This window comes from Lacticaseibacillus songhuajiangensis (assembly GCF_003946025.1).
In the GTDB taxonomy this organism is placed as follows: domain Bacteria; phylum Bacillota; class Bacilli; order Lactobacillales; family Lactobacillaceae; genus Lacticaseibacillus; species Lacticaseibacillus songhuajiangensis.
The window spans coordinates 1-15,711 of record NZ_RHNR01000006.1 but is presented as its reverse complement, the minus strand read 5'-3'; the positions used below and the strand labels follow the sequence as shown (position 1 = coordinate 15,711).

Genomic DNA, 15,711 nt, shown 5'->3' with positions numbered 1-15,711 from the left:
GCGCTTCACTTGCGACTGTCGCGTCGTCTGGGGTATGCTAGACACATTGATTCAAAATATAAAATTGCTAATGGAGTTTATGAAATGACGAAAACACTCTTCTTTGATTTTGACGGCACAATCGCGGATTCCGAACGCGGGATTGTCGATGGTATCAAGTACATGATTAAGGACATGGGCCTGACCCCGCTGGCACCAAACCAGTACCGCGACTGGATTGGCCCCAGTCTCAGCTATAGCATGCACAAATATTTTCCAGGTGTTGACGTCAAGAAGGGGATTGCCTCTTACCAGGAGTATTACACTGACAAGGGGATTTTTGAACTGAGCCTGTACGATGGCATTGTGGACACCTTGCAGAAATTGCGCGCCCAAGACTACAAGATTGCCGTGGCTTCGTCCAAGCCGGAAGTGATGATTGAACGAATTGTCGATCACCTGAAGCTGCGCAGCCTTTTTGATGGCGCGTACGGTGCCTCGGCCGATGAGCGCACACGTGTCAGCAAGACCGACGTGCTGCGTTATGCGATGCAAAATATGGATGCAGAGCAGGGCAGCAGCATTATGATTGGTGACCGCTTCACGGACATCGAAGGCGGTAAGAACAATGACGTGAAGACGCTCGGCGTGACCTATGGCTTCGGGGATGCTCATGAACTGAAGAAGGCTGGTGCGGACATCATAGTTGATGCTCCACTTGCCATTGATGCCGCGGCGGCGAAGCTGTTCTAATTCCTAAATGCAGGCAAAGTGACCTTCGGGCCACTTTTTTTGTACTCGCGCCAGTTTCTGCGGACAAGAAAAGGGACGCCGCAGTGGCGTCCCTTTGTCATAATTAGATTTAGTCAGTGAAGGTCTGTAATTCCTTGGTTGTGTGGGTGAATGGTTCGTTCCCGTCGGCCGTGATGTGGACACAGTCCTCAATGCGAACGCCGGCGAAACCAGGAATGTAAATCCCTGGTTCGATGGAGAAGCACATGCCCGGCTCCAGCACGAGATCGTTGCCTTCCATGATGGACGGGAATTCGTGCGTGCTTGTTCCAATCCCATGACCAAGGCGGTGGTTGAAGTATTCACCATAGCCGGCCTTGGTGATAATGTCGCGGGCAATTTTGTCCAGTTCAGCAGCGGTCACACCTGGACGGGCAGCGTCCATGGCGGCGAGGTTGGCTTCCAAGCAGACGGCGTGGATTTCCTTTTGCTTGTCGTCAATGGGGCCAAAGGCAACGGTACGGGTAGAATCACTGATGTAACCCTTGTGAACGGTCCCGAGGTCAAAGAGGACCATTTGGCCACTTTCAATCTTGTTTAGTTCTGGACCACCGTGCGGATTGGCGGCGTTGGCACCAGCCTGCACAATCGTGTCGAAACTCATCTGCATGACGCCGCGCTTCATCATGGCGTATTCAATCTCGGCGACAACGGCCTGTTCAGTGACACCACTGTGCAGAGCGGCAAAACCAGCTGCAAAGGCGGCATCGGCTTCACGACCGGCGGCTTCAAGCAGGGCGATTTCGTCAGGCGATTTAATCAACTTGGCACGTTCAATGTACCGGGAAGCGTCAGCAGGGAAGGTTGCATTCGGGAACTGCTGCATGACGGCCTCGAAGCGGTAAACGGGCAGGTCGTCTTTTTCAATGCCCCAGTTGATAGGGTTCGCGTTCCGGTCCTTGATATGTCCTGCAATTAGTGCAAATGGGTCTTCATGGTCGAGGTACCCGTACACGTCAAATGGCCAGCCGGAGCGCTTGACCTCCTCAATGGAGAGGGCCGGTGTGAACAGGAAGGGATCCTGGTTTGGGAACACGAACAGGCCAGTGACACGTTCTTCTGGGTCCTGGAAGAAACCAGAGAAGTAGTTGATGTTAGTGGGATTGCTGATGTAAGCAATGTCCAGGTGCTCGTCTTGAACCCAGTTAATCAGGTTCTGCAGGTGTTGATTCATTGAAAAAGGCCTCCTAAGAATGGCTGTCTTTGGCAGCGTTTGATACGACCAGTATAGCACATGCGGGTCCTTGCAAAATTTCAGAAAGAAGCTATGAAAAAATGTCTGCAATTATCAGTAAACGCTTGCATTTGTTGAATTACTTTGCTATCCTTGAAAACGAACAAAATGAGCAGTCCATTGAAAATAATTGATTTTGCGAAAGGATCTTTGAAGCATTATGGAAAAACAAACAATCACCATTTACGACGTTGCCCGGGAAGCGAGCGTCTCCATGGCTACCGTGTCACGTGTTGTGAATGGGAACCCAAACGTTAAGCCAGCTACCCGTAAGAAGGTTTTGGAGGTTATCGACCGTCTCGATTACCGGCCAAACGCTGTGGCCCGTGGCCTTGCATCTAAGAAGACGACGACCGTTGGGGTTATTATTCCTGATGTGACGAACATGTTCTTCTCCAGCCTCGCACGCGGGATTGATGACGTTGCGGCAATGTACAAGTACAACATCATCCTCGCCAACTCCGATGAAAACAACAAGAAGGAAGTTCAGGTTGTGAACAACCTCTTGGCCAAGCAGGTTGACGGTTTGATCTACATGGGCCACGCCATCAGTGATAACATTCGCAGCGAATTCAACCGCTCCAAGACCCCAGTTGTGCTGGCTGGCTCCATTGACCCCGAAAAGCAGGTAGGTAGTGTCAACATCGACTACGTAGCCGCTGTTGAAGGGGCAACCAAGCAGTTGCTGGACAACGGTAACCAGCGTATTGCGCTCGTGACCGGCCCGCTGGATGAAGCGATTAACGGTCAGTTCCGCCTCAAGGGTTACAAGAGTGCCCTGGACCAGGCCGGCATCGCTTACGACGAAAGCCTCGTCTTTGAAACGGAATACAGCTACCAGGCAGGTCTGTCCATCTTCAAGCAGCTGCAAAAGGCTAAGGCAACCGCAGCCATTGTGGCTGATGACGAAGTGGCCATGGGGATTCTCAACGCGGCACGTGATGCCGGTGTGAAGATTCCTGAAGACTTCGAAATCATCGCAAGCAACAACACCAAGCTGACCGAAATGAGCCGGCCACGGATGACCTCCATTGACCAGCCGCTTTACGATATCGGTGCTGTGGCAATGCGCCTGCTGACGAAGATGATGAACAAGGAAGAAATCGACGAGAAGACCATCATGCTCGGTTTCGACATCACCCAGCGCGATTCAACCAAGAACAACTCAGACAAGTAATTCAGATAGGGCTCAACACCAGTTGCTGGTGTTGGGCTCTTTTTCTATGGTACAGGGGCGGGACTGGACCGGATCGGCTACGCTCTCGGGAAAGATGTGCGTGGGACCGCTTCAGCCCGCCCTACGGTGTCCGTCTCACTACGCGCTAAAGCGCGAGGTCGACTGGCTGCGCGGTCTTCCGCTGGGGATTTTGCCGCAAAACCGGTGGCAAAATCCCGCTCCTAGCAAAAACGGCGGTGTACATTTCGCATGAAAACCACATGCGAAACATACACTGCCGTTTTTGCGTGCACGCACACCCTTCCCGGTCGCAACGCCAATCCGCTCCAGTCCCTATGTGCATCATTGTGACGAAGTGGGGGATCAACCTAATTGTATTTTAATCCGCGACAAAGAGATTGTTGGACTGAAGATTTTGATGCCAGATGTCTCTTGAGTACAATGGTTCTCCAATCACCCATCAGTGGGAAAGGCTAACTAGTGTGCTACAGATTCCGCGCACAGTTGACGAATTTGAGCTGGCAGATCCAATTACTTGCACTTTGTTCTAACCACATTCAGGTGGCTGAGTTGGAGGTTTCAATAATTGCGTGAATAACATGGTGGAAGCAATTAGGACTGAGTCAATCTGTTCCAGTCTTGGCCTCAGTTATGAGTGTTAGTAATACGACAACACCCCTACGACCAGCGTTCGTAGGGGTGTTTTCTGTCTTAGTATGAACTTGAACTAGAACTTGCAGGCGACGATGACGACGAAGTCAGCGACGACGAAGATCCGTAGAGGATGCTGGCCGAGCTGGAGGACGAGGAAGAACTGCTGCTGCTCGTACTCCCGGTGCTGGACGTCAATGCATCACTAGTTGTGCTTGTGGTTGAATTGTTATCCGAACTGCTGCCACTACCATCGGTAGTTTTGCCGTAATCCGCGCTGTGCGTCCAGAAACTGAGGTAGTTTTCACTCGTCCCGCCAATGGCAAAGTGACTCGTCAGTGCACCTGGTTTCCAGTTGTTGTACAGGCTTTCGACTTCATTGCCGCTCGTCGATACGGTACTGCCATTGAAGGTTGTAGAGCCGTTCGGGTAACCCGTTTCCGAGTTGACCAGAACACTCTTGACCGTGCTTGGCTTGGCCATGGTCTTGTTCACCTTCAGGCGATCGGGAATCTGCTGGTAAATGGCGTTCATCTGGGCAGTCCAGTAACGCTGGTTGATGCTACTGCCACTGGAACTCATGTTGAAGGTTTGCCCGTAGTTGTTGTCATAACCCATCCAGCTAGCCAGCGTGACGCCCGGCGTGCTCCCAATGAACCAAATATCCCGGTAGTTGTTACTGGTCCCAGTCTTACCAATCAAGTTCTTGCTGTTGAAGAGCAGACTGCTGCCGACCGACGCGGCGGTCCCGTCGCTGACAACCCCACTGAGCATTTTGCTCATGATGTAGGAGGTTGCCTTAGAGAAGACGCGCGTTTTCTTGGTTTTGTGCTGGTAGACGATGTTGCCACTTGGATCGGTGATTTTGGAAATCATGTACGACTTCACATGCTGGCCGCCGTTGGCAAAAGTCGAGAAGGCACTCGCTTGGGCGCTCAAGGTAACCCCGTAGTCAGTACCGCCCAGACCCAGTCCGAGCTGCGAGTAGTCGTTATTGGTCAGGGTGGTGATGCCCATCTTCTCCATGTAACTCTTCACGTTAATCTTTTTGCGGACCGCGTTGTAGAGGTTGATGGCGGGGATGTTGTAAGACCAAGCCAGCGCCTTGCTAGCTGGGATGAACTTGTTTTGGATGACGCCACCATAGTCCGTGACCGAGTAACCGGAGAAGTTGGTCTTGAAGTCCGCGAGGGCGGATTCACTTCCAATCAGCTTGTTTTCGATTGCGGGGCCATAGACGATGATGGGCTTAATCGTGGAACCTGGTGAACGGGTGGTGTAGATGTGGTTGACACCCTTTTGCACACCGCCGACGAAGCCGAGAATCGCACCGGTGTTGTTGTCCAGGAGCACGGTTCCGTTTTCAGCCGGCTCCGTGGCGGTTTTCTGCACACCCGTGTTCGGGTCGGTATAAGAGTAGGTGTGCGTTGTGCCGAAGGTGTACTTGTAGTTCTGCATGGTCGTTTGCATCTTGTCGTAAACTGACTTGATGACCGTGCTGTGAATCTTGTAACCCTTGGTCCGCAGCAGGGTAGCAGCGGATGTCAGGTACTGGTTGTAAAGGTTCGAGTCACTCTTCATCTCGCTGACGGTCAGGTCGTCACGCTTAGCCAGTTTCTCGGCAATGATGGTTTCCGCCTGACTGAAGACCGCGTTGTAGGCGAAGTCAGTGGATTCCTGGCCGTTTTCCGCGCTGGATTTGCGCAGGAAATGCGCTTTGAGGTCATACTTCTTGGCATCCGCATACTGTTTAGCGGTGATGTAGCCGGCCCGGTACATGCGGAAAAGCACGGTCCGCTGGCGTGCGAGTCCCGGCTTCAGATCTTTGACGAAAGTCCCGTTCGTATTGTATGGCGTGTAGCCAAAAGGGCTCTGCGGCAAGCCGGCAATGAACGCCGCTTGCGCCAGATTGAGCTTGGCCGCGGTGGTGCCAAAGATCCCCTCGGCGGCGGCCTCAACGCCGGCGATGTTCTCACCCTTGTTGTTGCGGCCGAGCGTGGCGATGTTGAGGTAGGCCGCCAGAATCTCCTGCTTGCTCATGTACTTGTCCACGCGCTGCGCCAGCATGATTTCCTGCGCCTTGCGCTTGAAGGTCGTTTCACTGGAGAGTAGCTGCATTTTGACCAGTTGCTGGGTGAGGGTCGACCCACCAGTCTGGCTACCAACGCCAGTAACGGAGGAAATGACCGCCCGGATAATGGACTTAGGCATGACGCCTTTGTGCTTAAAGAAGTCCTCATCTTCGGTCGCCACGACGGCTTTTTGCACCCAAGGGGACATCTGGTTGAGCGGCACCGACTTGCGGACCAAGTCGGACTTCACGTCAGCCAGTTGCACGTTGTTCGCGTAGTACATCGTTGCCGAGTTGTCGGCGTTGGTGATGTTGCGGCGCAGTGCAGTCCGGGTGGGAATGCTTGTTTTGTCGATGATGGAGGCAAAGTAGCCCATGCCTAAGCCCAGGCCGAGTGAGCCGAGGATAATCAGCCCAACGACAGCCGCGATGATGAGCCCCTTGAAGGTCTGCAGCGCGGTGTCGATGTAGAGCCAAACGGTGTCCTTGCTAAAAGGCGGCAACTCGCTGTGAGCTGACCGCTGCGACCGTTCGCGCCGCTGATGACCACGCCGCGTCTCGTCTCCGTCTGTTTGCGCGTCCTGCGCTGATTTAGGTGATTGCTTAAAAAATTTGCGTAAGTTCTTCACTGTTTCGTGCACCTCTGTCCGTCATTATACCAGAAGCCGGCTTATAACTGCGGACGTATCGAACCGCTCCCCGCGGTCACTTTACCTGTTGCTGTCTGAATGATGACGCTGCCGTCGTCGGCGAAACCTTGCAGGACGCCGTTAACGTGCTGCTCGCCGTTTGCGAGACGCACTGCCTGACCGACGTAGCTCGCGGCCTTGCGGTAGGCGGGCATAATCTGTTCAGGTGCTTGCATTAATTCAATCAGTTTAGCACTAATTAGGCCGGCGAGTCGTCCCCGCAAGTCCGACTGCGGTGCGCTTGGGTAGAGCGTCCCGGTTTGCTGATCACTAGCCAGCGCTATTTTGTCCGGATTCGGGAAAATGTTCAGGCCAATGCCAATGATGGCTGCGGGTGTTGGCGTTTGCTCAAGCCAGCAGAGAATCCCGCCGATTTTAGTTTGACCGCGCGTGAGGTCGTTAACCCACTTCAATTGCAGTGGCGCAGCGTCAAGGACGGCCGCAGCTTGCACTGTGGCGACACCAGCTGCAGGCATGAGTAGGTGCAGCGCCCGCGGTTGGGGGATGACTAGGGACATGTACAGACCGCTACTGTCAGGTGAGGTAAAACTGTGGCCGCGCTGGCCCACCCCAGCCGTCTGGGTGTCTGCAAGCACAAGGAAGGGGACACGAGTGTCCCCTTCCAAGCGCCGTTTGGCTTCTAAATTAGTTGAATCCGTACTGGCCAGGCTAACGATGGGCATGTTAGCCAGTGCCGGCGGGAGCGCCGCGCGGACGTTTGCGCTGTTAATCATTGGCCAGACGCGCGATGGCATCAGCGTAGATAGCAGCTGCTCGCACAATGTCTTCAACCTTAATGAATTCATTAGGCAGGTGCATGACATCTGGTGCGCCCGGCATCTGGGCACCGAAGGCAACACCGCGTTCGAGCATCCGGCCGTACGTGCCGCCCCCAACAATCACTTCATGGCCTTCAAGACCGGTGTGGTCGGTGTATACCTGCAGAAGGGTTTGCACCAATGGATCATCCATGGCAACGTAGTGGGGTTCCTGAGCGTGGCCATCAATGGTCACGGTGTACGCGTCAACGCCAAAGGCCGTTTCGTACTGGTCGCGGATGCTGGCGGCATCCGTCCCTTGCGGATAGCGGACGTTAATCAGAATCGTCTGGTCCCCATCCTGGCTAAAGTTGAAGATGTCCCCAGTTGCGGACAGGGCACCCATCTTCTTGTCGATGTAGTTGATGCCGGTCTTAACGCCCGTTGTGTCCTGGTGCAAAAGTTTGGTGATGCTGGCCACGTACTGCTTGCCGGCAGGATCCAGGTCAAGACCGGATTCGTCGAGGAAGGCAGCCAGGTAGGTCCCGGCATTGATCCCGATTTCTGGGGTGGAGGCGTGGGCACCACGGCCATGCAAGACAATCGTGTTCTGACTGCCGTCTGTGCTCAAGTCGGCGGTGACACCATTAGCCTTGGCAAAAGCCTGCAGCTTAGCGGCAAAGTCGGCTGGCAGTGCCCCGCTGATAATCGCCGTTGCGCTAACTGGTACCATGTTGGGGCGAATCCCACCGGTGAAACTGGTCAGCGTGTAGGCAGCCGGCTTTGCCGCAACGCGGTTTTGGCTGACGAGGAAGCTGGCAATCCCTTTTTCGCCGTTAATAATAGGAAATTCGGCGTCTGGGGAGAAGCCCAGCGTTGGGGTTTCCTGGGTGGCCAAGTAGCGATCCATTCCGTACCATTCGGATTCTTCGTCACTACCCAGAATCAGGTGGACGCGCTTGTTCAACGGCACCTTGAGGTCACGCAAAATGCGCAGGGCGTAGTAGGCTGCAATCAGTGGTCCCTTATCGTCGGCGCTACCGCGACCGTAGATTTTGCCATCCTTCAACACGGGTTCGAAGGCATCAGTATCCCAACCTTCGCCGGCAGGCACCACGTCGACGTGGCTGAGCACGCCGAGAATGTCGTCGCCGCTCCCGATTTCAATGCGGCCAGCCACGTTTTCCACGTTCTTGGTCGTAAAGCCGTCACGTTCAGCCATCGCTAATGCGTGACGCAAACCTTCGGCAGGACCAGGGCCGAGGGGTTCGTCCTTGGTGGCGTGGGCGGTGTCGCGTTCGGAGTCAATCCGAATGAGGGCGGACAGGTCGTCAATCATGGCACTTTCGTAGTTCTTCGCTGCGGTTTCGTAATCGTAAGTCATAAGTAGCCTCGCTTTCTGTGCATCAGAGTTTGAATACTACCAGAATACCATAGGCAGTCGACAGTTGGCACCGGATTGGTTTAACTCAATTCATTGGCTCTCGTATGTTAGAGTCAAGTTGCGCTCTCAAAGGCAGAAACCTAAGGTACAAGGTGCGAAAAACAGAAATTTTAAAATCGAAAATTCAGCTTTTCGCACCTTGTACACCGGTTTCTAACCGTCTTTGGTCGCAGCCTCATAATTTGGTATGATTAGTTTAAATTAACAAGTGAGATTCAGCGCCGCCATTTACGCGGTGTTTATAATGGCCTAGTAGACAAGCGAGGAGAATAATTATGACCTTAGCATTGATTGGTAGTATCAACCTTGACCAGCTCTTTAGTGTGGATCACGCACCGAAGCCTGGCGAAACGCTCATTGCGGACGGCTTAATCGAAGCCGCTGGTGGCAAGGGCGCCAACCAGGCGGTCGCTGCGGCCAAGAATGGACTGGATGTGCGTTTTGTTGGCCGCATTGGTGATGATGGTGCCGGCGCGAGTCTCAAAGAAGGACTGACGGCTGCTGGCGTGAACACCACCCACCTGCTGGCCGACAAGAAGCAGCCAACCGGCCGCGCTGTGATTTTCGTTGAACCATCTGGCCAGAACCGTATCGTTGTGGCCAGTGGTGCCAACTCAGCGGTGACCATGACCGACGTTACGCCCGTCCTGGATGAATTGGGAGCAGGTGATTACTTGCTCGCGACCTTTGAATCACCATTGGACACGGTCACGGCCGCCTTTATTGAAGCCAAAAAGCGCGGCGTGACTACTGTGCTTAACCCGGCGCCGGCACGTAGCCGCGTGTCCGATGAATTGCTCGCGGCGACGGACATCATCATTCCTAACGAAGGTGAAGCCACGGCCCTGACCGGCATCGACACCGTGGATGCGGCATCGACCGCCGAAAGTGCTAACGCTTTGCTGCGGCGCGGGGTGCAGCGGGTGATTATTACGCTGGCCGAAAACGGGTCCTACTATGCGGACGCGGATGGCGACCAATTTGCAACGCCGGCCTTCAACATTAAGGCACTCGACAGTACCGGCGCGGGTGACACCTTCATCGGTGGTTTTCTCAGCCAGCTCGGCCGCGGCAGCTTGGAAGATGCCATTGTCTACGCAACGGCCGCGTCTGGCATTGCGGTTTCCCGGCCCGGCGGTCAACCATCAATCCCGCTGGCCAGTGAAGTCGAAGCATTCTTGAAGGAGGAACTCTAATTTTGGCAGAGTACCAGACTTTTGATTTAATTCAGGAAATTGACCGCAACGACGGCACTTCCTACTACGAGCTCGGGAACATCTACATGAACGGCGTTGCCGAGCGTTGCGCCCTGGATGGTTACATCAAGCAGGTGCGCATTGTGCAACTCAACATTCCGCACGGGACCGCCGTGCGAGTTTACGAAGAATATATTAATGAGAACTATGAATTTCCAAGCTTGCACCCCGACCACTGGGAAGAATGGGCCAAGCCGGAAGGACCGGTGTTAGATGCGTACAACGAAATCCTTCGCGCCAACCACATTGCCTAGTTGGCGCCAGCCGGGCTGGCGGCGTTATTTGCTGACAGTCGGGATTGCCGCGGTTATCCTGCTACTGGTGTGGTTCGGCTTGCGCCACGATGCTGGGCTTTACTCACGTCAGGTTGCCCAAGTTGAATCCGTGCGCACTACCGCTGTTAGCAAGCTGGTTGACGATCATGATAATAAGGACGCCCAGGTGCGTCAGCAGGTGCGCGCCCGGCTGCTCAACGGTAAGCACAAGGGGCAAGTTGTCCACTTCACGAATAGCTACACCCGCTCGCAAGCCATCGACTTTCCGCTACGCACGCACCAGCAGGTGTTCCTCAGCAAAAGTCAGGGCAGTTACCAGCTAAGTGATGCCAAGCGTGATAGTGTTAGTGGTGTTTTGCTGGCCTTAGTCCTGATCCTGCTGTTCACCTTTACGGGGCTGCATGCCTTCCAGACATTGGCTGCCATTGCGCTCAATACGGGTATTTTCATGCTCGGGATTAATGGTTTGCTTAAAAGTCATGGCAACTGGCCGTGGTACATTATGGGCATTCTGGCGGTGGTCTTCACCATCGCCACCGCGCTGCTCATCATCGGTCCCCGCCGGGTTGGCTTCAGTATTGGTCTGGCGACGCTACTTAGCACGCTGCTGGCGGTTGGCCTTGGCTACGGCATCATGACCGCGTTCAACTACCGCGGTATTCATATTGAAGAAGTCCGCTACGTCACCCAGAACCCGCGGCTGATTTTCTTTGCCCAGATTGTAATTGGGGCACTCGGCGCCGTGCTGGACGAAACCAGTGACATCTCAGTCGCGGTGTTCCAGCTGCCCGCCGACGCCAAGGTGCGTTTTCAGGCGGGGATGGCGATCGGTCGCAAAATTATGGGACCGCTCATTGCCGTGCTGTTCATGATTTTCATGGCGGACACTTTTGCCGAGAGCATTCTCTGGCTGCGTAATGGCAACACGATTGCCTACACCGTTTCTTGGGTAATGGGACTGGGTTTTGCGCAGTCGCTCATTTCGGCGTTCGGCATTGTGCTGGCGGTGCCTATTACTAGTGGCCTGGCCGCGCTCCTCGCCGGGAAGAAGGTGGCCGCATGAACGCAATGTTAGCTTTAATCATCTGTTTGTTCGTGCTGCTACTGGCGGTTGGCGGCAAGCAGGGCACCGGTAGTTTTGCCGCGCTGATGCTCAATTCCCTCATCATTATGATTGCGGTCATCCTGATGGCCGGCGGTTTTGCACCGCTGGGTGTTGGCATTGTCGCTGGCATGTTGATTCTAGCCTGCACGATTTTCCTGAGTAGCGGCGACAATGAGGTGGCGGGTATTGCCTTTGTTGCTTCGCTAATTGTGCTGGCCTGCCTCGTGCTGGTCGTCTTCACGGCCTTGCACCTGAGCGCCACGGCTGGGTTCGGCGCCGAAGATGGTGAGGACCTGGAGGGCATGAGTACCGCTATCGGGGTGTCGTTCCGACAACTCGCCATGGCGGCGGGGCTCATGAGCACCCTGGGTGCCATCGCCGAGGCGGCCATCGCGGTCGCAGCGGGGATGCACGAGCTGGATATTGAGGCCGATTTACCTGGCATCATGCGAATGGGTCGCGAAATCATCGGCACGGCGATTAACACGCTGTTCTTTGGTTTCTTCGGCGGCTTTTGCGGCTTGTTCATCTGGTTTGCCCAGTTGCACTATCCGCTGTGGCAGGTGCTGAATAACAAAATTTTTGTGAGTGAAATGCTCGACGTGCTGTTCTCAGTGCTCGCGGTAATCCTGACGATTCCCGTCACTATCTGGGTGGCTCGGCAGCGGGCGCACGCGGTGCGTCGGTAAGTGGGTAAGCCCAGATGTTAGTGTTGGGCGGCCGGCAAGTATTTTGCCCAAACATCATTAGGGGGCTTTAGTTTGCAGTATTTCATTGCAGACACACATTTTTTTCATCGTGATTTGCTTGGGATGAACGACTTTGCGCCACGTTTGTTTGCGTCGACCGACGAAATGAATGAGGCGATGGTGGACGCGTGGAACGCTAGAGTGGACGACAACGACATTGTGTACCACCTGGGCGACATTGCCATGAATCCCGAGAACGTGCCAACGAATGAGCAGGTGCTGGCCATTCTCAAGCGCCTGCACGGGCGCATCGTGTTTATCAAGGGCAACCACGATTACCGCGCGCTGTTCAAATATTTGCACAAGAATGACCCGCAACTGCACGGTCAGGATAAATTCAGTTTCCATGACGTTGGCGCTATTATCAAAATCAATCATAAACAGTTATTCTTGACGCATTACCCACTGATGATGGGGATTGTGAAGCAGGTTCTCAATCTGCACGGCCATATCCACAACAGTAGTGTGCACGTGCAAGAGAACATTAACGTCGGCGTTGATTCACCCGAGCGGCAGTTGCTCAGTCACAAGCTCCCCTGGGGGAGCCCACTGAGCATGGCGGACATCGAAGAAATGGCGCAGGGCAAGCACGACATCTTCGCCAAGGTGCGCTAGTTTCCAAGTCGCCGGAAGTGCGTTAAACTGAATTAATTATAAAGAACGTTGTATTCCGGACCGATGGTGTGCCTGGAAGCAGCGTCTACGGACGGAAAGGTGACGTTAGTGCATAAAGAAATTGAGGATCAACAATCTGCTCACGAGCGCTTTCCGGCGCCCGCACCCGTGCACGTGGCGCAGGTGAGTGCCGACCTGCTGACGATTAACAGTCGCCGGTACTCACTGGTGCTGAACTACAAGGACGGTCTGCGCAAGGACGCGCTGGCTGACCGTTATGAACAAATTTTGGATAAATACGATTACGTGGTTGGTGACTGGGGTTTTGAAAAGCTGCGGTTGAAGGGCTTCTATAAGGACGACCGCAAGCAAGCGGCGCCGGATCAGAAGATTGGTCACCTGGAAGATTACCTGTATGAGTACTGTAATTTTGGCTGTGCGTACTTTGTTTTGGAACGCATCGACGCGCCAACCGAGACTGAAACAACGCCTAAGCCGCATCGCGGTGGCCGTAATCGGAACCGGCGCGGCGGCCGCAATACCGCACCACGCCGCAGCGAAGGTGGTCGCAGCGATGGCGAGACCAAACAAAGTAGCCATAACCGTGGGGGAAGTAATCACCGCGGCAATCGCAGCCAAAGCGGCCGCGGTGAACAGCAGAAGGCGGGCTACAGTGAGCGCCGCGTGCGCGACCGCAAACCTGAACGCGGTCAGCATGAACGCGCCAGCACCAGCACTAAGCGCGGCGGACGGCATTTTAGCATCCGCACGCTTGACGAGAAATAAGTTAGACAGAATGTGGGGAAACAATTCGTGACAAAGTACAAAGGCTACATGATTGATCTTGACGGGACAATTTACCGCGGCAATGAGCGCATTCCCGAAGCTAAGGGCTTCGTTGAGCGTTTGCAGGCCGCCAACATCCCGTTTTTGTTCCTGACCAACAACACAACCCGGACACCGGAAATGGTGTGCGACTTCTTGGCAAGTAAGCACAACATTTACGTGACCCCGGATCATGTGTACACACCATCCATGGCGACCGCCAGCTACTTGCTACGCGAGAACCATGGCGACTTGAGTAATAAGTCAATCTACATCGTCGGCGAAATTGGTCTCAAAAAGGCATTGCTCAGCACTGGCATTAAGCTTAACGAGTACGATCCCGATTACGTGGTGGTCGGCTTGGACTACGACCTGACTTACCACAAGGCCGAACTCGCAACGCTTGCCATCAAGCGTGGGGCGATGTTCATTGGGACCAATGAGGATACCAATTTGCCTAACGAACGCGGTCAGGTGCCTGGTGCCGGTTCCGTGATTGCTTTTGTTGAACGGGCTGTTCAGCGCGAGGCCTTTTACATCGGCAAACCACGGCGCCCAATCATGGATGCCGCGCTCGACAAAATGGGGCTGAACGCTGAGGATGTGGTGATGGTTGGCGACAACTACAACACCGACATCAAGGCTGGCATCAACTCCGGTATCGCGCAGCTACTCGTTTACACGGGCATTTCTACGCCGGAATACGTTGCCCAGCAAAAGATTCAGCCAACGCACGTGGTGAACAGCCTCGCAGATTGGGAAGTGTAAACATGAAGGGCGCCCTCAACGTGACGGCGGCCTTTCTTTTTCTCATCAGTGCGTGCATTTGGCTCGTGACGGTGATTGCCATACCGCTTTTCGCGGCGTGGGCCCACTTCATGAACCTCGCGCACGTGGCGGGAATGAGTTTTGCCACCCTGATGCATAATTTTCTCGTACTCATGGCCTACCTCTACAGCCCTTGGCAAAAGGTCGTGATGATGCCGAACTTCGTGTCCAGCACAGCCGGTGCTACGCACTTCGCCGATGTGCAGCACTTGTTTGTCTTTAACCTCGTGGTGTTGCTGCTGACCGCAATTCCAGCGGTGCGGTTCCTCGGCCGGTTATTTAGAGAACGGCGGATGTATGTTTTATGGCGACAGGCTTTGTGGGGTATCTTCATCCCCATCATCGCTGCGGTTGCCATGGCGTTCAATTTCAACGCGGTGTTCATTGGCTTCCACGAGTTACTGTTCCGCAACAGCGACTGGTTGTTTGATCCGCGCACGGATCCAGTCATTAACGTGCTGCCAGAGAGCTACTTTGCAGCCTGTTTTGTGCTGTTCATCCTGATGTTTCTCGGCATCATGGCCTTCATCCTGTACCGCGCCCGCCGCGACGCTGTGGACGGCTGAAACTGTCCGTCAGCGTGAGTCGGGAAACTTTCATCCGTAAGGATACTCAGTTTGAAAATAGTGGTTAGACCGAAGGTCGGGACTGGGGCGGCTTGGTTACGTGCCCGCAGGCAGGTGGCGCGGGGTCGCTCACGCCTGGCAAGCCAGGCTACCGCTAAACTTTTTGCCGAAGCCCACGTCAAAAAGATTTACCCCGAGCACGAATAGCCCACACAAAACGGCCTTCGCCGGTTGTGTGGGCTATTCGTGCTCTTTGCGCGCCACCTACCTGCGTTCACTCCACCAAGCCGCCCCAGTCCCTAAGTGCTACAACAACATTCTGGTGGGGAAAGTTTCAGGTTACGCTGGCGGGGACACCAAACAAAGAGGGGACACGATTCAGAAATATTGGCACAATTAACGATAAGTCAGTCTTCTGCCTGAATACACTAATTTTGTCACCATTAATTTGACGCCCTGTTGGCAGTTGGAGCATTTCAGTGCGTTATCGCCAGATCTCTAGTTCTTTTCCTACTTCAGTAGCGTGTCGGCCACGGAGGTAGGAGTGCGCTTGGGCGTAGCGTGCGAGAACGGAGTCGGCGAAAAGATGATTGTCTGGAGACAGGACGGCCGGGTTTGCCGTCGTGGCTTCACACAATCATCTCGGGAGCGCGGAATTGACGCCGGTCTTGCGGCAATTCTGCCAGTGAAGGACTCC

General features: G+C 54.4%; 14 protein-coding genes. 10 read left to right on the top strand and 4 right to left on the bottom strand.

The genetic code is table 11. The features are described from left to right. Positions 1–84 precede the first annotated feature (84 nt). Positions 85–732 carry an HAD hydrolase-like protein gene (locus tag EKM97_RS02875; RefSeq protein ID WP_125570776.1) on the top strand — a complete coding sequence of 216 codons (648 nt, stop codon included), beginning with the start codon at positions 85–87 and terminating at the stop codon, positions 730–732. A gap of 109 nt (positions 733–841) precedes the next feature. Here the strand turns inward: EKM97_RS02875 and EKM97_RS02870 are convergent, their stop codons facing one another. Beyond that, the gene (locus tag EKM97_RS02870; RefSeq protein WP_125570775.1) at positions 842–1,945 is read right to left on the bottom strand and encodes a M24 family metallopeptidase; all 1,104 of its coding nucleotides are present in this window, start codon (positions 1,943–1,945) and stop codon (positions 842–844) included. Between the two features lie 220 nt (positions 1,946–2,165). Here EKM97_RS02870 and ccpA point away from each other — a divergent pair, with 220 nt between their 5' ends. Beyond that, positions 2,166–3,182 carry a catabolite control protein A gene (gene ccpA / locus EKM97_RS02865; protein ID WP_125570774.1) on the top strand — a complete coding sequence of 339 codons (1,017 nt, stop codon included), beginning with the start codon at positions 2,166–2,168 and terminating at the stop codon, positions 3,180–3,182. A 711-nt stretch (positions 3,183–3,893) separates the two neighbouring features. On the opposite strand, the gene EKM97_RS02860 is transcribed toward ccpA, so the two are convergent. From EKM97_RS02860 to pepV, 3 genes are read right to left on the bottom strand one after another with little or no spacing between them, the layout of a single operon-like run. Further along, positions 3,894–6,533, bottom strand: coding sequence for a transglycosylase domain-containing protein (locus EKM97_RS02860; protein ID WP_125570773.1), 2,640 nt, complete (start codon positions 6,531–6,533; stop codon positions 3,894–3,896). 41 nt (positions 6,534–6,574) lie between these two features. Then, a complete protein-coding gene (locus EKM97_RS02855; protein ID WP_164507412.1) occupies positions 6,575–7,327 on the bottom strand; it encodes a biotin--[acetyl-CoA-carboxylase] ligase in 753 nt (250 codons plus the stop codon). Beyond that, positions 7,320–8,735 carry a dipeptidase PepV gene (gene pepV, locus EKM97_RS02850; protein ID WP_125570771.1) on the bottom strand — a complete coding sequence of 472 codons (1,416 nt, stop codon included), beginning with the start codon at positions 8,733–8,735 and terminating at the stop codon, positions 7,320–7,322. Before pepV ends, EKM97_RS02855 begins: the two co-directional genes overlap by 8 nt. A 335-nt stretch (positions 8,736–9,070) precedes the next feature. Between pepV and rbsK the strand changes: the two genes are divergently transcribed. The 8 genes from rbsK (at position 9,071) to EKM97_RS02810 (ending at position 15,014) form a co-directional block, all read left to right on the top strand. Beyond that, complete coding sequence (gene rbsK / locus EKM97_RS02845) at positions 9,071–9,991, top strand: ribokinase (protein WP_125570770.1); 921 nt, start codon at positions 9,071–9,073, stop codon at positions 9,989–9,991. Next, positions 9,991–10,305, top strand: a complete 315-nt coding sequence (locus EKM97_RS02840) for a hypothetical protein (protein WP_125570769.1) — start codon at positions 9,991–9,993, stop codon at positions 10,303–10,305. The genes rbsK and EKM97_RS02840 overlap by 1 nt, the downstream gene beginning before the upstream one ends. After that, the gene (locus EKM97_RS02835) at positions 10,265–11,389 is read left to right on the top strand and encodes a YibE/F family protein (RefSeq protein WP_125570768.1); all 1,125 of its coding nucleotides are present in this window, start codon (positions 10,265–10,267) and stop codon (positions 11,387–11,389) included. Before EKM97_RS02840 ends, EKM97_RS02835 begins: the two co-directional genes overlap by 41 nt. Next, positions 11,386–12,120, top strand: a complete 735-nt coding sequence (locus EKM97_RS02830) for a YibE/F family protein (protein ID WP_125570767.1) — start codon at positions 11,386–11,388, stop codon at positions 12,118–12,120. The genes EKM97_RS02835 and EKM97_RS02830 overlap by 4 nt, the downstream gene beginning before the upstream one ends. Positions 12,121–12,192: 72 nt before the next feature. After that, positions 12,193–12,795, top strand: a complete 603-nt coding sequence (locus tag EKM97_RS02825) for a metallophosphoesterase (RefSeq protein WP_125570766.1) — start codon at positions 12,193–12,195, stop codon at positions 12,793–12,795. Between the two features lie 108 nt (positions 12,796–12,903). Beyond that, complete coding sequence (locus EKM97_RS02820; protein WP_225419199.1) at positions 12,904–13,581, top strand: YutD family protein; 678 nt, start codon at positions 12,904–12,906, stop codon at positions 13,579–13,581. A gap of 48 nt (positions 13,582–13,629) precedes the next feature. Further along, the gene (locus EKM97_RS02815) at positions 13,630–14,388 is read left to right on the top strand and encodes a TIGR01457 family HAD-type hydrolase (RefSeq protein WP_125570832.1); all 759 of its coding nucleotides are present in this window, start codon (positions 13,630–13,632) and stop codon (positions 14,386–14,388) included. Between the two features lie 2 nt (positions 14,389–14,390). Then, complete coding sequence (locus EKM97_RS02810) at positions 14,391–15,014, top strand: TIGR01906 family membrane protein (RefSeq protein ID WP_125570764.1); 624 nt, start codon at positions 14,391–14,393, stop codon at positions 15,012–15,014. Positions 15,015–15,711 lie beyond the last annotated feature (697 nt).